A 24126-nucleotide genomic window follows, 5' to 3' on the forward strand; every position below is an offset into this window, starting at 1 on the left:
ATGGGGCACATGAAGTGCTCAATAATATACTAGGAGGTATAATAATATGTTAAGAGAAAGATTTGTAGTAAGAAATCATCATAATCCACATGCAAATGGATGCTGTGGAACTGGAGGAGAAGGATGTTGTGGAGGAGATAGCAATCAACATTCACATGAACATTCTCACAGTCATGGGCATGAACATGAGCACGTAAACGGTGTAGGGCATGACCATAATCATGATGATGGATTTTCAGGGACTCATGAGCATGGGCATGAACATACACATACACATGGGCATGAACATTTAGATGGGCATACACATCAACATAAATAGAAATATTTTAAATTAATAAAATGATTTTTATTTTGTGATTCCATGAAGGTTTAAATAAAAATTATTCATAGCAAATAAAAAAGTGAACTGTTTAAAGTAAAAAACTTTAATGGTTCACTTTTATTAATTATTAAAATATTAAGTTTAAATCCAATGATTAACTAAAAAAGAAGCAATATTTTCATAAGGTATTTTTTCTGTTTTTAACAAGCTTTGGACAACCAAACCATCAACTATAGACATAAGTAAAAAAGAAAAAGATTCAGCATCCTGTTCATTTTCATCACCACTATATTTTTCAAGGGATTCAATAATTTCAGATTTAAGGGTAGTTCGCCATTCAATATATTTTAATCTCATTCTTTCTTTCAAATCATCATTTGAAGTAATAGCCTCACAAATAAGATACATATGTACTCTACCACGACTTTCTATAGTAGATATTTTTTCTAGTATTAAGTTGACCATTTCTATTTGAGAATTTTTGGATTTGACATTTTTTACACAGTTTAATATAGCACTAGTTATAACTTCTAAATGAGTATCGGCAATGTCATATATAATATCATTTTTAGATGAGTAGTGATAATACAATGTACCCTTACTTATATTCACATCTTTTGCAATATCAGCAAGACTAGTATTTTGAACTCCATTTTTGGCTATTAAATTAGTAGCAGATAATAAAATAGCCTGTTTCATATTATTTGTTTTCATAAAACCTACCTTTCTATGTATATTTATAACAAATTAATAACATTATAAGCTTATAGAAAATTATTGTCAATAAAGCAAGAATCTATATCTATTGACTTTTTTTAATTCAAAATATAAAATAATAATTAAATCGGTCGTACGACCGACTGAATAAACAAAAACAATATATTATAGTGAGGTTAATATGGATAAAATAAAATTGATAGTAGACAGTGCATGTGACTTACCTAATCATATAATAGAGAAATACAATATTGAAGTTATTGGTTTAAATGTATCTTTTGGAGAAGAGAGCTATATATCTGGGAAGGAAATAGATAATGAAACTTTCTACAGAAAAATGGATGAAAGTAAATTATTGCCAAAAACATCATGTCCTTCGCCAGATAAGTTTTTAGAGGCATATCAATGTGAAGAGGAAAGTATATTAGTAATTAATATAAGTTCAGGATTATCTGGAACTTATAATAGTGCACTTTTGGCAAAAGATATGTTCGAAAAAGAAGGAAATAATAAAAAAATCGAAATTATAGATTCACTTAGTGGGTCAATTGGCATAGGACAATTAATATTAAAAGCGGCAATATTAATAAAAGAAGGAAAAGAACTTGAAGAAATTGTTTCAATAATAGATAGATATAAAGACAATCCACCATTTTATGGAACTCTAGAGACGCTAGAAAACGCTATCAAAGGAGGGCGAATAAATCCAATAGCAGGAAAAATTATAAATACATTAAATTTTAAGGCTATAATACAAGTTGCAGATGGGATTGTAACTCCAATAGATAAGGCAAGAGGTGAAGGGAATAGCTTGAAAAAACTGATTCAGTTAGTAGAATCAAAAATTATAGATAAAGAAGATAAGGTTTTATTTATAGGACATGCTAACTGCCCTGAAAAGGCTCAAAAAGTAAGAGAAGCTATGGAAAAGGATGTTAAATATAAAGATGTTGTAATCTGTGAAGTTGGTTCAGTAATGGGAACATATACTTCAAAAGGTGCAATTTTGATAACTGCAATATAAATAATAAATTAAAAAGTTAAAGCTGTATAAAAATGAATAAAATCATTTTTATACAGCTTATTTTGATGTTACTAAGTTAATCTTATAATTAACCAACTACACATATTTCTTTGTCATATTTGTTTAGTATTTCGCAACCATCTTCAGTAACTAGTACTAAATCTTCTATTCTAACTCCAAACTCTCCTGGTAAATATATACCTGGTTCTATAGAGAATATCATTCCTGGTTGTACAGTATCTGTATTTATAGAAGATACATCTCCCTTATCATGAACTTCAAGTCCTATAGAGTGACCTGTTCTATGAGTGAAGTATTGTCCATATCCTTTTTCAGTTATGTAATCACGAGCAGCTGCATCTATATCACAGAATCTAACTCCTGGTTTTACAATAGCTTCAGCTCTCTTATTGGCTTCAAGAACTATTTCAAATATTTCTCTACCTTTTTCAGGTATTTCTTTATAGAATACAGTTCTTGTCATATCAGCACAATAGTTATCTTTTATGCAACCTATATCTAATATTATTGCGTCACCTGGTTTTACAAGAGCATTTCCTGGTTCTCCATGTGGATTGGCTCCATTAGGACCAAATCCTATGATAGGGTCAAATGAAAATCCATCAGCACCTAAGTCTTCATATATTTTAGATAATTTACCAACAAGTTGTTTTTCTGTAAGTTCACCAGAAACAGTAGCTTTAAGTTGTTCCATACCTTTGTCATTTAATCTTGAAGCTATTCTCATTAATTCTTTTTCTTCTTCATCTTTACACATTCTTAAAGTATCTATTATATAAGATGAGTTTACAAATTTGCTTCCTCCACCTGATTCTATTAAGCTTAATAAGAATCTAGCTGGCCAGTTTTTGTCAACACCCATAGTAGCATTTTTGTCTACATGTTCAGTTACTATTTCTATTGGATTTTGAGTATCATTAAACCAAACCATTTCAACACCTAAATCTTCTGCAACTGGGAATAATTCATTTATAAATAATTTATTATTACCATTTAAATTTAGGTATAAAGCTAGTAGTCTTTCACCTGGGTGGATTAGTAATCCTGTTAAATAAAATATTGAAGTAGGATCACTTACCAACATTTGAGAAATATCATCTTTTTTCATTTGTTCAAGTACAGCATTTAATCTTTGAGTCTTCATAATAATTTCCTCCTAATCAAAATTCGATACAAATCAATTTTAGCACTATTAAACAAAAATTAGTATACTTTTCTTCTAGAAATATAAAAAATTTTTAACATATATCTTTTATATTAAATTTAATTCCTCATTTTACATTAAAAGAAAAGTAAAATCAGTTTATATTGTGAAAATTTTATAAAAATAATAACTTGAATAAGTAAAAATATATATTTGAGATAGTTATATAATTATGAAAATTAATAAAAAAATTTTTATATTAAAATAATATTGAAACAATTTTAAAAATTTAGTATCATTAAAGAGAAAGTGATGGAACTTTCAAAATTTATCACTTTTAGTAAATTTTGATTTCAAAATATCTAAATTTGAAGTATAAATATTTCTATTTAAAGTATTTTATAGGTTAAATTGAAGTATTTTATAGGCTGAATCTATTTTAACAGTTATGAAATCAATTTTTAATTAATAAAGAGAGGGGAAATTATAATAGGATGGAAAAGAAAAAAATAGGCCTATGGAGTTTGGTATTTATGAATGTATCAGCTTTATATGGTATAAGATGGATAGCTAAGTCGACAGCGTCAAGCTTCGGTTTAGGATTAGGTGCAATACCTATGTGGTTATTATTCTCATTTATATATTTCGTACCAGGAGCTTTAATTTGTGCTGAATTAGCTTCTACATACCAAAAAGGTGATGGAGGTTTATATGATTGGGTTAAGGAAGCCTTTGGAGAAAAATATGGATTTTTAGTTTCTTGGTTAAACTGGACAGCTAAAATATTTTGGTATTCTTCATTCCTAACTTTTTTAGCAGTAAATGTTTCTTATACAATAGGAAATCCAGCACTTGCAGATAATAAGATATTTGTACTTATATTATCTTTAGTAATATTCTGGGTATTATCTATTATAGCAACTAAAGGAATAAGTTTTACAAAAATATTCACTAATACAGGTGCATTAGGTTCAACAATACCAAGTGCTATACTTATAATATTTTCATTTTTAGCAGTATTAGTATTGAAAAAACATGATATAGCTTCAACATATACAATAGCTTCAATGACTCCAAAACTTAATATGGATGCATTTGTTGCTATATCAGCTATAATGTTTGGTTTAGCAGGAGCAGAAACTGCAGCTAACTTTATAACAGAAATAGATAAGCCTGAAAAGAACTTCCCTAAAGCTATATTAATATCAGCTGGAATAGTTGCTTCATTATATGTATTAGGTTCTATTGCAATAACAATGATAATACCACCAGACCAAATTACTGCTTCTAAAGGTGTATTAGATGCACTTGCAGCTGTTTGTGAATCTTTAGGAATAGGTTCTTGGTTAGTTCAATTGATAGCTTTTGGTATAGCTTTTTCAATATTAGGAGCAATAGTTCTTTATATAGCATCACCAATAAAAATGTTATTTGGTAGTGTTAAAAAAGGAGTATTTCCAGATAGTTTGGTAGAAGTAAATAAACATAAGATACCTTCTAAAGCAGTTATACTTCAAGCAATAATAGTTACTATAATATTATTGGTGACTACATTAATGCCTTCTGTTGATGCTATATACAATGTTCTTGTAACTATGACAGCATTAACTGCATTATTCCCATATGTGTTGTTATATGCTTCTTATATTAAACTAAGAAAAGAGAGACCAGATGAAATTAGACCATATACTATGGCAAAATCAACAAGTACTTGTATAGGTTTAGCTAAAATGGTTTTAACTGTAACTGTAGTTGGTATATTGTTATCAGCAGCACCAGTTATGCCTACATTTGCTGAAAATATCATATATGAAATAGAAATGATTGGTGGAGGTCTTCTAGTTATCTTATCTGGTCTATGGTTATGGAATAGATACGAAAAGAGATCAGCTAAATAAAAATGTATTTTAAATATATATTTTGGATATTATTATATATATAGTTGACAATTTATATCATAAGGAATATTATAAAATAAAGAAATTAATAAATTAAATCCTGAGATAAGAAAGAGTAAATAAATAGACTTTTACACAGAGAATTAAGGGTGCTGAGAGCTTAATAAAAAGTGTTTATTGAATGGGTCTTTGAGGAGTAAGGTGAAATGCAGTTTAAGACTGTAGATTATCTGATATCGTGTGTGCACGTTATAGCATATATTAAGATATATATATTCAGATTTGAGTATATATAAATTTAGGTGGTACCACGGAAAATATATCCGTCCTATTGATTTAGGACGGATTTTTTAATATAGAAAATTTAGGAGGCAAAATGAACGTAATAGGAATTATAGGTGCAATGGATGAAGAAGTAAGTATATTAGTAAATTTAATGGATATTAAAGAAATTGTAAAAAAAGCTAGCTTAGAATTTCATAAAGGAACTTTAGAAGGAAAAAATGTTGTATTAGTAAAATGTGGTATAGGAAAAGTTAACTCTGCTCTTTGTGCACAAATATTAATAAGTGAATTTAAAGTTGATGCTATTGTTAATACAGGTGTTGCAGGGGCTTTAAATGAAAATCTTGATGTCAATGATATAGTAATTTCAACTGATGCGATACAATACGATATAGATACTACTGCATTTGGAGACCCTAAAGGTGTTATACCAAGAATGGAAACATCTGTATTTAAAGCAGATGAAAGACTCGTAGAAGCTGCCTATAAATCTTCTGTAGAAGAAACAAAAACTCATAAAGTATTAAAAGGAAGAGTAGTAACAGGAGATATATTTATAAACTCTAAAGAATTAAAAGAAGAATTAGTAAATGATTTTGGCGGGTATTGTGGAGAGATGGAAGGTGGAGCTATAGCTCATGTATGTTACTTAAATAATGTTCCATTTGTTATAATAAGAGCGATGTCTGATAAAGCAGATGGAAGTGCTGGTGTTGCATATGAAGTATTTGTACATGAGGCAGCCAACAATTCTAAAGATATCGTATTAAGCATGTTAAAATCAATATAAATATATAAGGAGGTACAAATCATATGAGTGAAAAAAAGGTTATATTTAGTGGTGCACAACCATCAGGTAAGATGACTCTAGGAAACTATTTAGGAGCTATAAAAAACTGGACTGAACTTCAAGAAAATTATAATTGTTATTATAGTATTGTTGATTTACATGCAATAACAGTACCTCAAGACCCTAAAGTTTTGAGAGCCAATACTATAGAATTACTTGCTCAATATCTAGCTTGTGGATTAGACCCAGAAAAAAATACTATATTTATACAATCACATGTTAAAGAACATGTTGAACTTATGTGGATATTAAATACAATGACTTATATGGGTGAATTAAGTAGAATGACTCAATTTAAAGATAAATCACAAAAGAGTGAAGCAAATCTAAATGCAGGATTATTTACGTATCCAGTTCTTATGGCTGCTGATATACTATTATATCAAGCTGATTTGGTTCCAGTTGGAGATGACCAAAAACAGCATTTAGAATTATCTCGTGATTTAGCAAATAGATTTAACAATAGATTTTCACCTACATTTGTAGTTCCAGAAGGATACTATCCAAAAGGTGGAGCAAGAGTAATGAGTTTACAAGAACCAACTAAGAAAATGAGTAAATCTGATTCAAATGACAATGCATTTATATTATTGGCAGATGATTCAGATACTATAAAGAGAAAGATTAAGAGAAGTGTTACTGATTCTTTAGGTGTTGTAAAGTACACTGACGAACAACCTGGTATTAAAAACTTACTTGATATATATTCTAATTTAAGCAAAAAGAGTGTAGAAGAAATTGTAAATATGTATGAAGGTAAAGGTTATGGAGTATTTAAAGAAGATGTAGCTGAAGTAGTATCAGAAGCTTTAAGACCGATAAGAGAAAAATACGTTGACCTTCTTAATAATAAAGATTATTTAGAAAAAATATATACTATGGGAGCTGAAAAGGCTGAAAAACAAGCTAGAAAAACTCTTAGAAAAGTTTATAAAAAAGTTGGATTTATAGAGAGAAGATATTAATTATATTATATATCTTCTTTAGTAAACAAATTTTAAAGTTATTAAAAAAGTATATTATAGGAAATAGAGAGGATATTATTAAGATAATATCCTCTTTAGTTTTGTAATAAAAAAAGATGAGCTTTTGCTCATCTCAAAGGGGTTAGATTATTCTTACTTTGGGGAAAGTAGAATAAAGGTAAAAGTTAACTGACGTTAACTTTGTTCTTTTTTGCATATCACTACTGAGCATAAAAAAATCAGAAAACCAGAGCCTTCTGAACTAACCTTGAACATACATCCATTATACTTTATACTCAATATGTAATTTATGAATTAATTTTAACTCTTATAAAGAAAATTGTCAATAATATATCAAAAAAACGTTTTAAAAAATTTATATATATAATTAAATGAGTTTGATTTTATGTTTAACTGATATGATACAATAATTAAGGCAATTATTTTTTATGTATTTAATAAACCATAAAAATAATACCAATAACATATGTAAAAATTATTTTTAACAGGGAAAATAAGAGGGAAAAACATGAAAACATCAATTTTAATAGCATTAATAGAAAAAACAAGTCTTATTGTAGTATTATTTCTTCTAATAACAAAGCTAAAAACATTTAAACAAATATTTCAAAAAGAAGAATATAGCTTGAATGATTTGATTTGTATATCTTTAGTTTTTACTTTTCTAGCTATATTTGGTACTTACAATGGTATAAATTATATGGGGTCAATAGTAAATACTCGAATAATATCTATAGTATCAGGTGGTGTTTTATTTGGACCAATTGTAGGTATTACAGCAGGGTTGCTGTCAGGTATACATAGGTATTTTATGGATATTGGAGGTATAACATCCATGCCCTGCCTTTTATCAAGCATACTAGCAGGTGTGTTATCAGGGTTTTTATATAAAAAGATACCAAAAAAGCATAGAGTGATATATGGAATACTAGTAGGTATGATTTCTGAAAGTTTTACTATATTACTTATATATTTAATATCACAGCCTCATTCTCTGGCAATTAAAATAATTAATGTGATATATTTACCTTTAATTGTCGGACAAATTGGTATAGGGTTTGTTATATCTATAGTTGAGGGAATTGAAAAAGATAAAAAGGATATAGAAGCAAGAAATAAAGCGGAAATAAAAGCACTTCAAAGGCAAATTAATCCACATTTTTTATTTAATTCTTTAAATACGATAGCATCCTTTATAAGATTTAATCCAGATAAAGCTAGAGAACTCATAATAAATTTATCAACTTATTTGAGATACAATCTTGAATATAGTGATAACTTGATAGACATAAATAAAGAGATTGAGCAAGTTAAATCTTTTGTAGAAATAGAAAAGGCTAGATTTGGAGATTTATTGACTATAATTTATGATATAGATGATGTAAATATAAAAATTCCAAGCTTAATTATACAGCCAATAGTAGAGAATGCAATAATACATGGGATTTTGGAAAGTGGAAGAGCTGGTGTAGTAAAAATATCTATAAAAAAGTTACAACATTCATTAGAAAATACTGTGAGAATATCGATTGAGGATGATGGTATAGGTATAAGTGAAGAAGTTATAAATAATGTATATCAAGATAATATGCCAGAAAATAAGATTGGCCTTTATAATGTTCATTTAAGACTTAAGCTAATGTATGGAAGTGGTCTTAATATGAGAAGAACTGATAAAGGAACTTTAATTATGTTTTATGTAAAGGAGTAGGAAGATGAAAGCGATAATAGTTGAGGATGAGTTTCCAGCAAGAAAGGAATTAAGATATTTTATTGAAAATAAAAGCAAGATTGAGGTAGTAAGTGAATTTACTAATGGTATAGAGGTACTAGATTTTATTCAAGAAAATAAAATAGATGTAATTTTTTTGGACATAAATATACCTCATCTTGATGGAATGTTACTTGCAAAAACATTAAATCAATTTAAAGCAAGACCCAAAATAGTTTTTATAACGGCATATGAAAATTATGCAGTAGATGCTTTTTCATTAGGTGTATTTGACTATGTACTTAAGCCTTATTCTGAGGATAGAATTACATCAATGTTGGATAAGTTAGAGAAAAGTGAAACAAATAGTAGTGAAATATCTAGTGATAATAATTATGTATCTAGTGATAAAAAAGGTACAATAAATCAAAATATAGAGGAAATAACACATAAAATTAGCCTTTGGAAAGGTGATAAATTGGTTGTAATAGATATTGATGATATATACTACTGTGAGGCTAATGAAAGACAGACATTTATATATACTGAAAAGGAAACTTTTATACTGAAAGAGGGCATATCAGAAGTAGAAAATATAATAAATGATAAAACTTTTTTTAGAACACATAGGTCTTACATAGTAAATTTAACTAAAGTAAAAGAAATTATCCCATGGTTTAATAATACATACATATTGAAGTTAAAAGATAGCAATTATGAAGTAACTGTAAGTAGAAGTAAAATAAAAGAATTCAGGCTATTAATGCATATATAAAGTCATTTCATGTACTTAAATATGCACTTAATGTGATTAACATTTATATTAGTACAAAAAAGTATTACTATTTGAACTGGAAATAGTTTTCTTAAACTTATAAAAATTTATAAAGCAATTATATAAAAAACTAAGGGGATGAATTTATGGTAAGTTTTTTAGGTTCAATAGTGGTACTTATAGTAGGTTATTTTATTTATGGTACATTTGTAGAAAAGGTTTTTGGAATTAATGATAAAAATCAAACTCCAGCTATAGCTTGTAGAGATGGTGTAGATTATGTTCCAATGAAATGGAAAAGAATTTTCTTAATTCAATTCTTAAATATCGCAGGTTTAGGTCCTATATTTGGTGCTATACAAGGTGCATTATTTGGGCCATCAGCATTTTTATGGATAGTATTTGGGACAATTTTTGCAGGTGGTGTACATGACTTTGCTTCTGGATATTTATCAATGAAGAATAAAGGTACATCTGCGTCAGAATTAGTAGGTCTTTACTTAGGTAATAGTGCAAAAATAGCAATGAGAATATTTAGTGTTATTCTTTTGGTATTGGTTGGAGTTGTTTTTGTAACAGGTCCAGCAGGATTACTAAAAACATTAACAGGAGTAAATACACAAATATGGGTTGGAGTAATAATTCTTTATTATATAATGGCTACTGTTTTACCAATAGATAAGTTAATTGGAAAAATATATCCTTTATTTGGAGCTGCTTTATTAATTATGGCAGTAGGTGTAGCAGGAGGATTAATAATAAAGGGTTATAACATACCAAATATAAATTTACAAAATATGAATCCAAATGGAACACCTCTATTCCCATATTTATTTATAACAATAGCATGTGGGGCAATATCAGGTTTTCATGCAACACAATCACCACTTATGGCAAGATGTGTTGAAAGAGAGAGTGAAGCAAGACCAGTATTTTATGGTTCAATGGTTGCAGAAGGAATAATAGCTTTAGTTTGGGCAGCAGCAGCTATGTCATATTTCCATGGTATACCTCAACTTAATGTAATATTTAATGATGGTGGAGCAGCTACTGTTGTAAATACAGTGTCTGTTGGATTAATGGGACCTATTGGAGGAGCTTTGGCTATACTTGGTGTTGTAGCATGTCCTATAACTTCAGGTGATACAGCATTTAGGAGTGCCAGATTAACAATAGCTGATGCAATGAACTACAATCAAGATGCAGTTAAAAATAGATTTTTAATAGCTTTACCATTGTTTGCAGTAGGTGTTGCTCTTACGTTTATAGATTTTAATATAATCTGGAGATACTTCTCTTGGGCAAATCAAACACTTGCTATGATAATGTTGTGGACTGGTTCTGCATATTTGGTTAAAGCAAATAAAAATCACTACATAACTACATTGCCAGCACTTTTTATGACTGTAGTGACATTTAGTTATATAATGCAAGCAAAAGAAGGTTTTAGACTACCAGTAAATATATCTAATGGAATAGGTATTGCTGTTGCAATAATTCTTGGTATTTTATTCTTTAAAAAAGCTAAAGATATAAAAGAACAAAATACTCATAAATTAGCAAGTTAATACAATCATTACAAAAAATAAAAAATATAAAATTTAAATTATGTTTTAAAAATTTGTAGGTGAATTTAAAATTTGCCTACAAATTTTTTTTGAAAAAATCAAATCTTACTTTTTATTGTATTTTTAATTTAGTTTTCCACATACTATTTTTACAATATAAATATTAAAATTAGAGGTGTTGAAAATGGATACTAACAAATACAAAGATAAATTATTGAAAGAAAGAGAAAATTTGACTAATTTAGTGGGAGATATGAAAGACAATACTTTATTTGGAGATACAACTAAACATACCAGTGAAAAGTATTCATCAGGAGAGTTATCTAGTTATGATAATCATATAGGAGATATGGGAACAGATTTATATATGCAAAATATGCAAAATAGTTTAATAAATCATGAAGAAGGCAGATTATATCAAATAGATTTGGCATTATCTAAAATAGAAAATGGAACATACGGACTTTGTGATTTATGTCATAATCAAATAGATTTAGAAAGATTGGATATACTACCTGATACAAATTTATGTAATGAGTGTGCAAAAAAAGAAGAGGATTTATTAGGAGATGCAAGTGAAAATCCTGATGTGGAGGATTCTAATTTTTATTCAACAGACTTAACAAATTTAACTGATTTAAACAAAAATGGAACATTAAGAGATTAAAAAATTGACATCATATATTGTTAGAATGAATTAAGAAAAGAGGTAATGACATGAAAAAAGCAATGTGGGGTATATGTATATTCGTATTATCAATAGTAGGTGTATATACATATAATCAAAATATCTCAAAAGAAGCCTATAGTTTAAATGACAATATAAAGGACGATTATGAAGATGTAATAATCAAGAAAGGAAATGATGACGAAAAAATTCTAGCATTGACTTTTGATGATGGACCAGATGAGGACTTTACACCACAAGTACTTGATATATTAAAGAAAAATGATGTAAAGGCAACTTTTTTTGTAGTTGGAGAAAAAGTTGAATATAACAAAGAATTGCTAAAAAGACAGTATGAAGAAGGTCATGAGATAGGAAATCATACATTTACACATATAAATGTTGAAAAAAATAGCTATAATAAAGTAGAAAAAGAAATAACAGATACACAAAATGCTGTAAAGAGTGTAATTGGAGTAGAGCCAAAAATATTTAGACCTCCATATAGAGCCATGAGCAAAAGTGTTTGTGATATTATAGTTTCTAAACGTATGAATATAATTCTTTGGTCAAACTTAGACCCTAGAGACTGGTCAAATCCTGGTGTTGATAGTATTATTAATACTATTCTTACAAAAGTACAAAACGGAAATATAATACTTTTACATGATTACAATAATAAGAGAAATAATAAATCTCAGACTATACAGGCTTTGGAAGTAGTAATTCCCAAGTTAAAAGAAAAAGGGTATAAATTTGTAACAGTATCTGAACTTATACAACATTTAGATAAAAATGAACAAGTGCAAAAATAAAGGATATTTGTTTAAAGATTAATGATGCTTGTAAATTTAAAATACAAGCATCATTAATCTTTAAGCTATAAAATACACAAAAGTATTGAATAATAGAGTACTTTTAAATCTTTTATATATAATAATACAATTTTAAATGTGTAACGGTTTATAATACAGAAAGGTTAATATTATTTTTGATTAGTTTCACTAAAAAATTCAATTTTAACAGAGTTGCTCTTTATAGTATTTTTTTTGTATAATGGTAATAGTGAATTTAAATCAAAATTGATTTTTAAATAATTTATAGGGGGAAAAATCATTGTTATATGTGTTAATAATAATTCTGCTTATAGGATTAGACCAATTGTCTAAACTATGGGTGTTAAACAATTTGGTTAATGTATCTACAATACCAATAATAAAGAATGTATTTCATCTAACTTACGTTGAAAATAGAGGTGCAGCATTTGGACTATTACAAAATAATCAATGGATATTTATAATAGTTGCATTACTTGCAACAGTGTTTGGGTTATACTATCTCAATACAAGAAAAGTACATACATCTGGGAAGTTGGGAATCATATTAATAATATCTGGTGCATTAGGAAATCTAATTGATAGAGTTAGATTAGGGTTTGTAGTAGATTATTTTGACTTTAGGATTATATGGGAGTATGTATTTAATGTAGCAGATGTATTTGTAGTTGTAGGAACTGTATTTTTATGTATATATGTTTTATTTTTTGAAAGTAAAAGTAGGTGATTTGATGGAGAATGTAAGAGAGTTTTTAGTGCTTGAAGAGGAAGAAGAGGTTAGACTTGATGTTTATCTAGCAGAACAATTAGGAGATATGTCAAGAAGCTACATACAAAAAATTATAAAAGATGGTAAAGTAAAAGTTAATAATAAAGTAGAAAAAGCAAAATATTTAGTTAAAGAAGAAGATAAGATTATTATAGAAATACCAGAACCTAAAGTTTTAGAGGTTGTAGCTCAAGATATACCAATAAATATTGTATATGAAGATGATGATATTTTAATAATTAATAAATCTCAGGATATGGTTGTTCACCCTGCTCCTGGAAATTATGAAAATACATTGGTAAATGGAATTTTGTATCATTGTAAAGATAAGTTATCATCAATAAATGGTGTTATTAGACCTGGCATAGTTCATAGAATAGACAAAGATACTTCTGGTCTTCTTATGGTAGCTAAAAATAATTATGCACATAATTTTTTAGCAGAACAATTAAAAGAGCATTCTATAACTAGGGAGTATGAATTTATATGTTATGGTGTAGTTAAAGAAGATAAAATAACTGTAGACAAACCTATAGGAAGAAATCCTAAGGATAGATTAAAAATGGCTGTAGTAAAAGATGGAAGAAATGCAGTAACTCATTTTGAAGTGGTAGATAGGTTTGATAAATTTACTCATATGAGAGCTAGACTTGAAACTGGTAGAACTCATCAAATAAGAGTGCATGCTTTATCTATAAATCATCCACTTTTAGGTGATAGTGTATATGGACCTAAAGAAAATAAGTTTAAACTAAAGGGACAAACTTTACATGCTAAGAAATTGGGATTTATACATCCTACCACTAAGGAATATATTGAATTTGATTCAGAATTACCAGAATACTTTAAGGAAGTTCTTAGAAAAATTAAATAAAAATTTATATGATATTATAAATCATCTAATTAGATTTATACAAGTCATAAAATTAGTGAAGTTTAGCTAAAATATTTTATATTAAAGTATTTTGATTAAAAAAGCTTGAAAAATTTGAAATATAAATATATAATTTGAGTTAATGGAGTATAAAAATTATCTTTAAACGATACAGAGATATCGTAAGACAATTGCTGAATTAGACTATATATTTTTTATATAAAAGCTTCTTGTCTTGTGATGAGAAGTTTTTTGTTGTTTAAATTGAAAATTTTAATAAAGTGGTGTTGTAAAAATTTAAGAGAGAGGAGTAGATTTGTCAAAATAAAAGAGAGTATATTTTTTTGACAATAGTTATGATATGGTAGAAAAAGCTCAATTAATGGATGAAAAGGCTATAGCAAGAGCAATTACTAGGATAAGTCATGAGATAATTGAAAGAAATAAAGGTGTAGAAAACCTAGTATTAGTTGGAATAAAGACTAGAGGTGTACCAATTGCAAATAGAATCTCTAAAAGAATAGAACAAATAGAAGGAACAAAAGTAGACACTGGAGATATTGATATAACACTTTATAGAGATGACTTAGAAAAAGTTAATGTTGAACCAGTAGTCAAGGGAACATATCTAGACTTTAATGTAGATGATAAAACAGTAGTTTTAGTTGATGATGTGTTATATACAGGAAGAACTGTAAGAGCAGCACTTGACGCTATTATTGATATAGGAAGACCTAAATCAATACAATTAGCAGTATTAGTGGACAGAGGACATAGAGAGTTGCCTATAAGAGCAGATTATGTAGGAAAAAATGTCCCTACTTCAAGACATGAAATTATATCTGTTAGTTTATTAGAAATTGATGGAGAAGATTCAGTTACAATCAAAGAATAGTGATTTTTTAATATTATATAAAAGCTCAGCATTGTATAGTCATGGAGGAGGATAAAGCTTACATATATTGCACAAAATAAATAATACAAGTTTATTAATGTGTAGATTAATGTAGTTTCTATTCTCCTTTATTTGGGCTTTCAATGTCGTAAAATGTAAAAAAATGATGATTTGCATAATAAGTATATAGAGATTAAAAAATAGAATCTAGGGAATTATAATTAATTAAAATATATTAATTGAACAAAGGATTTATTCATATATAATAATTTTTGGAGGTTTTTATGAAAAAAACGATAATGTCTTTACAACATTTATTGGCCATGTTTGGAGCGACAGTATTAGTTCCCATTTTAACAGGCTTTAACCCATCAGTTGCAATTTTTTGCGCTGGTGTTGGTACATTGATATTTCATTTTTGCACAGAAGGAAAAGTACCTGCATTTTTAGGTTCAAGTTTTGCTTTTATTCCTGTTATACTAGCAGCTAAAGAAGCTTATGGAGGAGATTTAGCATATGCTCAGGGTGGTATAATAGTAGCAGGATTAATTTATATTATAATGTCAATTATAGTGAAAGTAGTTGGGGTGGATAAAATTAAGTTATATTTTCCAGCACAAGTTACAGGAGCTATGATAGCAGTTATAGGTTTAAACTTATTGCCAACAGCTTTTAATATGGCTTCAGCTAATTTTATAATAGCATTCATGACCTTAGCAATAGCAATTTTGACTAATAAGTTTGGTAGAGGATTTATAAAACAATTAGGTATATTAATAGCCGTTTTTTCTGGATATATAATATGTTTGGTACTGGGATTAGTAGATATAACTACAATTACAGAAGCAAGTTTACTTGCGATACCTAACTTTACAATTCCTAAGTTTAGTTTAGGTGCAATTGTGATTATATCTCCAGTTGTTTTAGCTGTATTTATGGAGCATATAGGAGATATGACTACTAATGGTGCCGTTGTAGGAAAAAACTTTATAGAGAATCCAGGATTAAACAGAACGTTACTTGGTGATGGATTTGCAACTATAGTAGCAGGTTGCTTAGGTGGACCAGCTAACACAACTTATGGAGAAAATACAGCAGTACTTGCCATAACTAAAAACTATGACCCTTCAATACTTAGACGTACAGCAGTATTTGCTATATTGCTTGCATGTGTAGGGAAGTTTGGAGGATTTCTTCAAAGTATACCAGGTTCAGTTATGGGTGGAATCAGTATAATGTTATTTTCAATGATAACTTATGTTGGATTAAAAACTATAAGAGATAGCTCTTGTGTAGAAAGTAAAGTAAATATATTGATAATAGCAGTTATATTATTGATAGGTCTTGGAACAACTTACTTATCTAATAAAGGGATTTCTATAGGAATTCCTATAACAAGTACTGTAAAGATAACTGGTCTTAGTTTGGCTGCAATTGTCGGTATTGTACTAAATAGAATATTGAATAATCAAGATTTTAAAGTTGAAAAATAATAATTAATTAAGTATATATTATTTTAAATAATTAATTTTATATAGACATTAGTAACTAATGTTGATATAATGATTAAAAATAAATAAAAGAAAGGGTAAGGTAACTGGGAAGATGAGAATATAATCTATTTTTTATAATTTAAAGTATTGTAAATTTTGAAAAGCCTATATTGGTGGCTTTATTTATGATGCTTAAATTAAGGAGAGTAGATTATAGTCTATACGTTTAGTTATTGTGCCTATTTATGTAAATCTCTCCTTATATTTAAGTATACCAGGGAGGGATTTTTTTATGATGTTAGTAAAAGTAGAAAATTTAAAAAAATATTATGCTGATAAATTAATTTTGGATATAGATAAACTTGAAATATTAGAGAATGAGAGAATAGGTTTAGTTGGTTCAAATGGTCAAGGAAAAACAACTTTATTAAAAGCAATATTAGGTGAAATAGAAATTGATGAAGGTTGTGTCTATCTTACAGATAGCTATTCATATATAAGTCAGAGTGAAAATAATATTGAAAAATGTAATGATAGTAAAGAAAAGAGTCTATTAAATGCACCAGATAAATTTGAAGATTATTTATCTGGTGGAGAAAAAGTTAAGCTAAAGATAGCAGATGCACTGAATAATAAGAAAAATATAATAATAGCAGATGAACCAACTTCAAATTTAGATAAAAAGGGTATAGATATTTTGGAAAATATGTTTAAAAGACATAAAGGAGCATTATTATTAATATCTCATGACAGACGTTTTTTAGATGAATTATGTACAACTATATTGGAGCTGGAAAGTGGGAAATTAAAAGCTTATAAAGGTAATTACACTGATTATTTAGAACAAAAGGATGAAGAAATAAAAAGAGCTGACTTTGAATATCATGAATATATAAATGAGAAAAAAAGATTGGAGAAGGCTCTTTTAGGTAAAAAATCTTTAAGTGATGGTATAAGGAAGACTCCAAAACGAATGGGGAATTCAGAAGCTAGATTGCATAAAATGGGTGGTCAAAAAAATAAGAAAAAAGTAGACTCAAGTGTAAAAGCATTAGAAGGTAGAATTGAAAAATTGGAAGTGAAAGATAAACCTAAGGTCTCTGCAGATATGAATATTAAAATACAGGATGGTATGGAAATAATCAGCAAAAACTTAGTGGAATTAAAGGATTTAACTTTAAAGGTAGGAAATAAGCTTTTATTGGATAATATTTCTTTCAAGGTAAAAAGAGGGAAGAAAATAGCTTTATTAGGTGATAATGGATGTGGAAAAAGTACTCTGATAAGAGAAATACTTAGTAATAAAAACGATTGTATAAAGATAAATAACAAGGTAAAGATAGGTTATTTTGACCAAAACCAAGATTCATTAGATAAGGAAAAGAGTATTTTGTACAATATCAAATCAAATAGTTCATTTGATGAGTCTTTTATAAGAATAAACTTAAGTTTATTTGGATTTAAAGGTGATACTGTTTATAAAAAAGTTAAGGTTCTTAGTGGAGGAGAAACGGTAAAGATAGCTCTATGTAAAATAATACTAGAAGATAATAATTTTTTAGTTCTTGATGAGCCAACTAATTACTTGGATATAAAATCTATGGAAGCATTGGAAAAAGCATTGATAAATACTGATAAAACTGTGCTTATAGTGTCTCATGATAGAGTATTTATATCTCATATTTGTGACTATTTTTTAGAAATAAAAGATAGGCATATAAAGGAGTTTGATTGTAATTATAATGATTATATCATTAGTAGAAATAAAAAAACTCCTAGTAGAGAAAGTAAAGTTAAACAAGAAAAACTTTTAGTATTAGAAAACAGACTTACAAACATTATATCTATGCTGTCAATAGAAAAAGATAACTTAAAAAAAGAGTGTTATGAATTAGAATATAATGAGTTATTAAAACAAATTAGAAGTATAAAAAATAGTTCTCAAAATTAAACTAATTGTTGGATTTTTATAAAAACAGAAATTAATTGATTTAAATATATACATTAGTTATTAAAGAGCTAAAAATAAATAAAATTAAAAGTGGCATTCTTATATAATAAGAATGCCACTACTTTTAGTTAATATGATAAATATATTATTATTTATCAGTCAGTAATTTTTATATTTATGAGATATACTTTATTCAGATTTAATCTTAAGTTTAGCTACCATTTCTTCTTCAGGAGTAACATAAATAGTACTATTAGTTTCATAGATAACCATACCAGGTTTAGAGCCACTAGGTTTTTTTACATTTTTTTTCTTTGTATAATCTACAGGTACTTGAGAAGAAAGCTTTGACTTGCTAAAAAATGCAGCTAACATAGCTCCCTCAAATATAGTGTTATCAGGGACTTCTTTACCAGCAGATTTTATTATTACATGAGAACCTGGAATATTTTTTGTATGCATCCATAAATCATCATTATCAGCAAGTCTTAGTGTAAGATAATCATTTTGTTTGTTGTTTTTTCCAACTAAGATTTTAAATCCATCAGAAGAAATAAATTCATGAGGTTTTGTAGAAGGCATAGTGTCTTTTTTACTACTTTTCTTTTGTGCTTTGATATATCCAACTTTACCAAGTTCTTCTTTTATATCTTGTAATTCAGCCAAATTTTCACAGTTTTCAATACTCAAAATTATGTTTTCTAAGTAATCTATTTCTTCTTTGTTCAATGAAATTTGGTGAGATATTTCAACTTTGGCATGTTTCATTTTAGTATACTTTTTAAAATATTTTTGAGCGTTTTCAGATGGAGTCAAGTTTTTATTTAATTCTATTGTTACATTTTTACACTCTTCATCATAGAAATTGGCAACCTCAACACTTTCCATCCCTTTCTCTACCATATATATATAAGACGTAATTAGTTCACCCTTTACTTTATAAATAGCTGCATTTTCAGACTCTAACAATTCTTCTTCTTGCTTTCTAAGTTTGTTATAAAGTCTATCCAGTTTAACAGATATGCTTTTCTTTAAGTCAGATGAACGTTGATTGATTCTATCTTTAATATCTTTATTTCTGTAGAAATCTTCTAGTATAGTAGACATACTTTCCTTATTGATATATGATAAATCATTAAACAATGTAAGATTGACACAACTGAAATCAACCACTTTATCTAATTTTTTATCTATAACAATACAAGGTGAAAATTTATTAGAGTTTATATCATTAAATAAACTACAAAATTCCTTGTATAAAGAATCAAACTGCTGACTAGATATATCTTTGATAATATCATTTTGATTTACATCTGCCCTATAACAAATTTCTTTGGCGATAGTAGGGCTTATACCTAAAAATTTAGAATATATGGACTTAAAAATAGGGCCGTCAAATTCATTTAGATTGCCAATAAATGAATCTTTAGATATATTATCAAGAGGGTTAAGTTTATCTTGCTTTGGTGGCAATGAGTAACTATGACCAGGTAAAACCTGACGAACTCTACTTATACTAAAAGGCACTCTTTTTATAGAATCTATAATTTTATCATCTTCATTATGAGTTACTATTATATTACTATGTCTTCCCATAATTTCAATTATAATATTTTTGATTGTCTTTTCTTTTAATTCATCTAAAGACTCAACACTGATTTTTATTATTCTTTCAAAACCAATTTGAGAAATTTCTATAATATTTCCACCTTGTATATATTTTCTAAGCAACATACAAAACATAGGAGCCTTTAGGGGATTTTCTTTTTTATAATTGCTTGTTAAATAAACCCTAGGATTTGAAGCACTTGCACTTAAAACCAATCTAAAATTTTCTTTGTTGTTTCTTATATTAAAAATTACCTCATCATCTTCAGGTTGATGAATCTTATCTATTTTTCCACCTGTAAGTTTTGATGATAATTCATCTACTATTGAATGTATAACTAATCCATCTAATGCCATATATAGCACCCCTTTCTTTGACCAAAATAAGTCAGTAAATTAATTATACACATAATATATGCTCTATGACTAGGGGGAATTTAAACAACATGGATTAATGTATAAATTTTATAATTATTTATACTTACAGGATATACTCACAATAGAATCAGCATTATATTTTCAAATTAATAATTTAAATTTGCTTAAATATAAAACAAATGTAGTATAATTAGTGTGTAAAGAATAACTTATAAGAGTATATAAACTTTACAAAACTAAATAAATATTAAAGCTGTATAATATATAAATATGAAAGAAGGTTGAAAAAATGAAATTTATTGATTTAAGAAGTGATACTGTTACTATGCCTACTGATGAAATGAGAGAAGCCATGGCAAAGGCTCCTGTTGGAGATTCAATCTTTAGAGATGACCCTACTGTAAATAAACTTGAAGAATTAGCAGCTGCTAAAGTTGGAAAAGAAGATGCTATTTTCCTTCCAAGTGGAACCTTTGGAAATCAATTAGCTTTGTTTACTCACTGCCTAAGAGGTCAAGAAATCATTATTGGTAAAGGATATCATATTGTGACTCATGAAGTTGGAGCACCTGCTGTAATAGCTGGAGTTCAACTTAGAACTATAGATGAAGATGAAAGTGGAGCTCTTAATCCTGAGCTTGTTGAGAAGGCAATTAGGAGAGATGATATACATGAACCACAAACAGGTCTTATATGTGTAGAAAATGCATACTCAGGTGGAACTGTTGTAAGTCTTGACAATTTAAAAGAAATTAAAAAAATAGCTGAAAAACACAATTTACCAGTGCATTTAGATGGAGCGAGATTATTTAATGCAGCATTAACTTTAGGTGTAGAAGCTAAAGAAATTGCACAATGTTGTGACAGTGTTATGTTCTGTGTATCAAAAGGTTTAGCTGCACCAATGGGTTCTATTCTTGCTGGAAGTAAAGAATTTATAGCAAAAGCTAGAAGAAAGCAAAAAGTTATGGGTGGTGGAATGAGACAAGTTGGTATAGTTGCAGCAGCTGGTATAATTGCTATTGAAAAAATGACACTGAGATTAAATGAAGACCATGATAATGCAAAATATTTAGCTTGTGAGTTGGATAAAATTGAAGGCATTGAAGTAAATAACACTAATCCAGACCTGAGTATGGTATTCTTTAAAATGAGTGAAGATGTAATAAAAGAAGATGTTTTAATAAAAGAGTTTTTTGAAAGAAATATAAAAATCAATAAAATGGAAAATGGGGAGTATAGATTTGTAACTCATGTAGATATTACTAGAGAAGATTTAGATTATGTTTTAAAAACACTTAAAGAATTAATAGGTGTATGCTAATTAGGTATGTTCAAAAAAACTAAATAGCATATGTTAAATATTTTATTTTAAAAATTCATATACAGTTTAAATAAACTATACATAAAATTCATATAGAAATATTATTATATAAACATAGAAAGAACTAGCTTAAAAACATAATATAATTACCCTAATTGTAATGGCAACTCTCCCTCACATCCTCAAATTATAGTTGTCATTACAAAACTTTTCCCATAAATTATAAGTTTATGGGAATTTTTTTATGTTATAATAGTTTAAGTGTTAATTTACAAAGGAGCGATACTTATGAAATTTTGGAAACTACATGGAATAGGCAATGATTTTATTGCAATAGATGGAAGATTTGACCAAATAGATTCATCAAATTATACTGTTTTAGCAAAAAAAGTATGCCATAGAAGATTTTCTGTAGGAGCGGATGGGTTACTAGTTGTGAAAAATTCAGAAATTGCAGATGTAGAAATGGTGTATTATAATTCTGATGGTTCAAGAGCAGCTATGTGTGGAAATGGACTTAGATGTTTTTGTAAGTTTGTTTATGATAATGGCATAGTTAAAAAAGAAAACTTTACAGTAGATACACTAGATGGTATAAAAAATATAAAAATAAACACTATAAATGGAGAAATAAATACTATAAAAGTTAATATGGGAAAAGGAAGTTTTTTAGCTAAAGATGTTCCTGTGTTAACTGATAAAGAACATTTTGTACAAGAAAATATAAAAGTTTTAGATAAAGAGTTTAAGATTACATCTATGTTGATGGGGGTTCCTCACACTGTGGTTATAGTGGATGAATTAAATGTAGATGAAGTTTGTAAATATGGAAAAGAGATTGAAAATAATAAAATATTTCCTAAAAAAACGAATGTAAATTTTGTAAAAGTAGAAGATAAGTATAATATACATGTCTATACTTGGGAAAGAGGTTGTGGATATACTTTAGGATGTGGAACAGGTATGACTGCATCAGCAATAGTATGTAATCTACTTAATATGGTAGAAAATAGTGTAAATGTGACTTCTCAAGGAGGAACAGTACGTATAGATATAGGAGATTTTTCTTATATGACAGGTCCAGCAGTAAAAATATGTGAAGGTGTTTTGGAGGTTTAGGTAATGGCTATAAGTATGACTGGTTTTGGAAGAGGAGAATACAAAGACGACAACTATTATTTTTTAGTAGAATGTAAAACAATAAATCATAAATATTCAGATATAAATATACGTCTTCCAAGAAAAATTTCATTTTTAGAGGATAAAGTTAGAAATTTAGTAAAAAACTATGTAAAAAGAGGAAGAGTTGATTTATACATAAAATTTGACTTACTAGGCAAAGAAGATGTAAACTTAAATTTCGATGAAGGATTAGCATCTCAATATATAGATATATTAAAAGAAATAAAAAACAAATTTGATATTATAGATGATATTAGTGTTATGAATGTTGCAAGATTTCCTGATATTATAAAAATAGAAGAAAAAGATGAAGATGAAGATTTATTATGGTCGATGTTGAATCAAGCTGTAGAAGATGCAATGATAAAACTAAGAGAAATGAGAAGTGAAGAAGGTAAAAAACTAGCTGAAGATATTACAATGAGATGTGACTTATTAAAAAATCATATAGAAGAAATTGAAAAACATTCAAATAGTGTTGTAGAAGACTATAGAGAAAAACTAAATTCAAGAATAAGTGAAATGCTAGAAGACCCAAGTATAATAGATGAAAATAGGTTAGCACAAGAAGTTGCAATATATGCAGATAAAAGTAGTATAACAGAAGAGATAGTTAGATTTAAAAGTCATATTGGTCAGCTTAAAAAAACTATATTTAAAGACGATTCTATAGGTAGAAAAATTGATTTCTTAATACAAGAGATGAACAGAGAAACTAATACAATAGGTTCAAAATCATCTGATATAAATATAACTAATTTAGTAGTAGAAGTGAAAAGTGAGTTAGAAAAAATAAGAGAACAAATACAAAATATAGAGTAAGAATACAATATTAGAAGGGGAATATT

At 27.7% G+C, this 24126-nt stretch carries 21 protein-coding genes and 1 other annotated feature; of the genes, 18 read left to right on the forward strand and 3 right to left on the reverse strand.

The window, feature by feature from the left end:
• The first annotated feature begins 46 nt into the window (after positions 1-46).
• The gene (locus KGF45_RS07055) at positions 47-319 is read left to right on the forward strand and encodes a hypothetical protein (RefSeq protein ID WP_227829144.1); all 273 of its coding nucleotides are present in this window, start codon (positions 47-49) and stop codon (positions 317-319) included.
• Between the two features lie 144 nt (positions 320-463).
• On the opposite strand, the gene KGF45_RS07060 is transcribed toward KGF45_RS07055, so the two are convergent.
• A complete protein-coding gene (locus tag KGF45_RS07060) occupies positions 464-1036 on the reverse strand; it encodes a TetR/AcrR family transcriptional regulator (protein ID WP_227829143.1) in 573 nt (190 codons plus the stop codon).
• 184 nt (positions 1037-1220) lie between these two features.
• Here KGF45_RS07060 and KGF45_RS07065 point away from each other — a divergent pair, with 184 nt between their 5' ends.
• The gene (locus KGF45_RS07065) at positions 1221-2063 is read left to right on the forward strand and encodes a DegV family protein (protein ID WP_227829142.1); all 843 of its coding nucleotides are present in this window, start codon (positions 1221-1223) and stop codon (positions 2061-2063) included.
• Between the two features lie 88 nt (positions 2064-2151).
• Here KGF45_RS07065 and KGF45_RS07070 read toward each other — a convergent pair whose 3' ends face one another.
• The gene (locus KGF45_RS07070) at positions 2152-3228 is read right to left on the reverse strand and encodes a M24 family metallopeptidase (RefSeq protein ID WP_227432453.1); all 1077 of its coding nucleotides are present in this window, start codon (positions 3226-3228) and stop codon (positions 2152-2154) included.
• Positions 3229-3722: 494 nt separating this feature from the next.
• Here KGF45_RS07070 and KGF45_RS07075 point away from each other — a divergent pair, with 494 nt between their 5' ends.
• The 13 genes from KGF45_RS07075 (at position 3723) to cplR (ending at position 18786) form a co-directional block, all read left to right on the forward strand.
• Positions 3723-5126, forward strand: a complete 1404-nt coding sequence (locus KGF45_RS07075; RefSeq protein ID WP_227828094.1) for an amino acid permease — start codon at positions 3723-3725, stop codon at positions 5124-5126.
• Between the two features lie 93 nt (positions 5127-5219).
• Positions 5220-5460 (forward strand) — a binding site (T-box leader).
• A gap of 42 nt (positions 5461-5502) precedes the next feature.
• Positions 5503-6201: a 5'-methylthioadenosine/adenosylhomocysteine nucleosidase gene (locus KGF45_RS07080; RefSeq protein ID WP_227828095.1), complete on the forward strand. Its 699-nt coding sequence runs from the start codon at positions 5503-5505 to the stop codon at positions 6199-6201.
• 23 nt (positions 6202-6224) lie between these two features.
• Positions 6225-7226, forward strand: coding sequence for a tryptophan--tRNA ligase (gene trpS / locus KGF45_RS07085; RefSeq protein WP_227482885.1), 1002 nt, complete (start codon positions 6225-6227; stop codon positions 7224-7226).
• Positions 7227-7755: 529 nt separating this feature from the next.
• Complete coding sequence (locus KGF45_RS07090) at positions 7756-8958, forward strand: LytS/YhcK type 5TM receptor domain-containing protein (protein WP_227842069.1); 1203 nt, start codon at positions 7756-7758, stop codon at positions 8956-8958.
• Positions 8959-8962: 4 nt separating this feature from the next.
• Positions 8963-9733: a LytR/AlgR family response regulator transcription factor gene (locus tag KGF45_RS07095; protein ID WP_227828098.1), complete on the forward strand. Its 771-nt coding sequence runs from the start codon at positions 8963-8965 to the stop codon at positions 9731-9733.
• Between the two features lie 146 nt (positions 9734-9879).
• Positions 9880-11301: a carbon starvation protein A gene (locus KGF45_RS07100; RefSeq protein WP_227828099.1), complete on the forward strand. Its 1422-nt coding sequence runs from the start codon at positions 9880-9882 to the stop codon at positions 11299-11301.
• A 184-nt stretch (positions 11302-11485) separates the two neighbouring features.
• A complete protein-coding gene (locus KGF45_RS07105; protein ID WP_227828100.1) occupies positions 11486-11968 on the forward strand; it encodes a TraR/DksA C4-type zinc finger protein in 483 nt (160 codons plus the stop codon).
• Positions 11969-12018: 50 nt separating this feature from the next.
• A complete protein-coding gene (locus KGF45_RS07110) occupies positions 12019-12783 on the forward strand; it encodes a polysaccharide deacetylase family protein (RefSeq protein WP_227842071.1) in 765 nt (254 codons plus the stop codon).
• 301 nt (positions 12784-13084) lie between these two features.
• A complete protein-coding gene (gene lspA / locus KGF45_RS07115; protein ID WP_227828102.1) occupies positions 13085-13531 on the forward strand; it encodes a signal peptidase II in 447 nt (148 codons plus the stop codon).
• Positions 13500-14447 carry an RluA family pseudouridine synthase gene (locus KGF45_RS07120; RefSeq protein ID WP_227842073.1) on the forward strand — a complete coding sequence of 316 codons (948 nt, stop codon included), beginning with the start codon at positions 13500-13502 and terminating at the stop codon, positions 14445-14447. The genes lspA and KGF45_RS07120 overlap by 32 nt, the downstream gene beginning before the upstream one ends.
• A 361-nt stretch (positions 14448-14808) precedes the next feature.
• On the forward strand, positions 14809-15342 hold the full coding sequence (gene pyrR, locus KGF45_RS07125) for a bifunctional pyr operon transcriptional regulator/uracil phosphoribosyltransferase PyrR (protein ID WP_227828104.1): 534 nt from the start codon (positions 14809-14811) through the stop codon (positions 15340-15342).
• Between the two features lie 284 nt (positions 15343-15626).
• Positions 15627-16835: a uracil-xanthine permease family protein gene (locus KGF45_RS07130; protein WP_227828105.1), complete on the forward strand. Its 1209-nt coding sequence runs from the start codon at positions 15627-15629 to the stop codon at positions 16833-16835.
• Positions 16836-17127: 292 nt separating this feature from the next.
• Positions 17128-18786 carry an ABC-F type ribosomal protection protein CplR gene (gene cplR / locus KGF45_RS07135; RefSeq protein ID WP_227842075.1) on the forward strand — a complete coding sequence of 553 codons (1659 nt, stop codon included), beginning with the start codon at positions 17128-17130 and terminating at the stop codon, positions 18784-18786.
• A 189-nt stretch (positions 18787-18975) separates the two neighbouring features.
• Here the strand turns inward: cplR and KGF45_RS07140 are convergent, their stop codons facing one another.
• Positions 18976-20751 carry an NFACT family protein gene (locus tag KGF45_RS07140; RefSeq protein WP_227842077.1) on the reverse strand — a complete coding sequence of 592 codons (1776 nt, stop codon included), beginning with the start codon at positions 20749-20751 and terminating at the stop codon, positions 18976-18978.
• A 310-nt stretch (positions 20752-21061) separates the two neighbouring features.
• Here KGF45_RS07140 and ltaE point away from each other — a divergent pair, with 310 nt between their 5' ends.
• The 3 genes from ltaE (at position 21062) to KGF45_RS07155 (ending at position 24100) form a co-directional block, all read left to right on the forward strand.
• A complete protein-coding gene (gene ltaE / locus KGF45_RS07145) occupies positions 21062-22096 on the forward strand; it encodes a low-specificity L-threonine aldolase (RefSeq protein ID WP_227828108.1) in 1035 nt (344 codons plus the stop codon).
• 288 nt (positions 22097-22384) lie between these two features.
• Positions 22385-23215 (forward strand): diaminopimelate epimerase, encoded by an 831-nt coding sequence (dapF, locus tag KGF45_RS07150; RefSeq protein WP_227828109.1) that lies wholly within the window; start codon positions 22385-22387, stop codon positions 23213-23215.
• Between the two features lie 3 nt (positions 23216-23218).
• Positions 23219-24100 (forward strand): YicC/YloC family endoribonuclease, encoded by an 882-nt coding sequence (locus KGF45_RS07155; RefSeq protein ID WP_227828110.1) that lies wholly within the window; start codon positions 23219-23221, stop codon positions 24098-24100.
• The last annotated feature ends 26 nt before the right edge of the window (positions 24101-24126 follow it).

The sequence above is a fragment of the Clostridioides sp. ZZV14-6154 genome, from assembly GCF_020657785.1.
Taxonomy (GTDB): domain Bacteria; phylum Bacillota; class Clostridia; order Peptostreptococcales; family Peptostreptococcaceae; genus Clostridioides.

Bases quoted from the DNA above. Each gene is read 5' to 3' on its own strand.
- KGF45_RS07080 (WP_227828095.1), top strand. From the start codon at position 5,503: ATGAACGTAATAGGAATTATAGGTGCAATGGATGAAGAAGTAAGTATA.
- KGF45_RS07140 (WP_227842077.1), bottom strand. From the start codon at position 20,751: ATGGCATTAGATGGATTAGTTATACATTCAATAGTAGATGAATTATCA.
- KGF45_RS07090 (WP_227842069.1), top strand. From the start codon at position 7,756: ATGAAAACATCAATTTTAATAGCATTAATAGAAAAAACAAGTCTTATT.
- KGF45_RS07055 (WP_227829144.1), top strand. From the start codon at position 47: ATGTTAAGAGAAAGATTTGTAGTAAGAAATCATCATAATCCACATGCA.
- KGF45_RS07120 (WP_227842073.1), top strand. From the start codon at position 13,500: ATGTTTTATTTTTTGAAAGTAAAAGTAGGTGATTTGATGGAGAATGTA.
- ltaE (WP_227828108.1), top strand. From the start codon at position 21,062: ATGAAATTTATTGATTTAAGAAGTGATACTGTTACTATGCCTACTGAT.
- trpS (WP_227482885.1), top strand. From the start codon at position 6,225: ATGAGTGAAAAAAAGGTTATATTTAGTGGTGCACAACCATCAGGTAAG.
- KGF45_RS07060 (WP_227829143.1), bottom strand. From the start codon at position 1,036: ATGAAAACAAATAATATGAAACAGGCTATTTTATTATCTGCTACTAAT.
- KGF45_RS07095 (WP_227828098.1), top strand. From the start codon at position 8,963: ATGAAAGCGATAATAGTTGAGGATGAGTTTCCAGCAAGAAAGGAATTA.
- KGF45_RS07065 (WP_227829142.1), top strand. From the start codon at position 1,221: ATGGATAAAATAAAATTGATAGTAGACAGTGCATGTGACTTACCTAAT.
- KGF45_RS07075 (WP_227828094.1), top strand. From the start codon at position 3,723: ATGGAAAAGAAAAAAATAGGCCTATGGAGTTTGGTATTTATGAATGTA.
- KGF45_RS07070 (WP_227432453.1), bottom strand. From the start codon at position 3,228: ATGAAGACTCAAAGATTAAATGCTGTACTTGAACAAATGAAAAAAGAT.
- dapF (WP_227828109.1), top strand. From the start codon at position 22,385: ATGAAATTTTGGAAACTACATGGAATAGGCAATGATTTTATTGCAATA.
- KGF45_RS07110 (WP_227842071.1), top strand. From the start codon at position 12,019: ATGAAAAAAGCAATGTGGGGTATATGTATATTCGTATTATCAATAGTA.
- cplR (WP_227842075.1), top strand. From the start codon at position 17,128: ATGATGTTAGTAAAAGTAGAAAATTTAAAAAAATATTATGCTGATAAA.
- KGF45_RS07100 (WP_227828099.1), top strand. From the start codon at position 9,880: ATGGTAAGTTTTTTAGGTTCAATAGTGGTACTTATAGTAGGTTATTTT.
- KGF45_RS07130 (WP_227828105.1), top strand. From the start codon at position 15,627: ATGAAAAAAACGATAATGTCTTTACAACATTTATTGGCCATGTTTGGA.
- KGF45_RS07155 (WP_227828110.1), top strand. From the start codon at position 23,219: ATGGCTATAAGTATGACTGGTTTTGGAAGAGGAGAATACAAAGACGAC.
- pyrR (WP_227828104.1), top strand. From the start codon at position 14,809: ATGGTAGAAAAAGCTCAATTAATGGATGAAAAGGCTATAGCAAGAGCA.
- KGF45_RS07105 (WP_227828100.1), top strand. From the start codon at position 11,486: ATGGATACTAACAAATACAAAGATAAATTATTGAAAGAAAGAGAAAAT.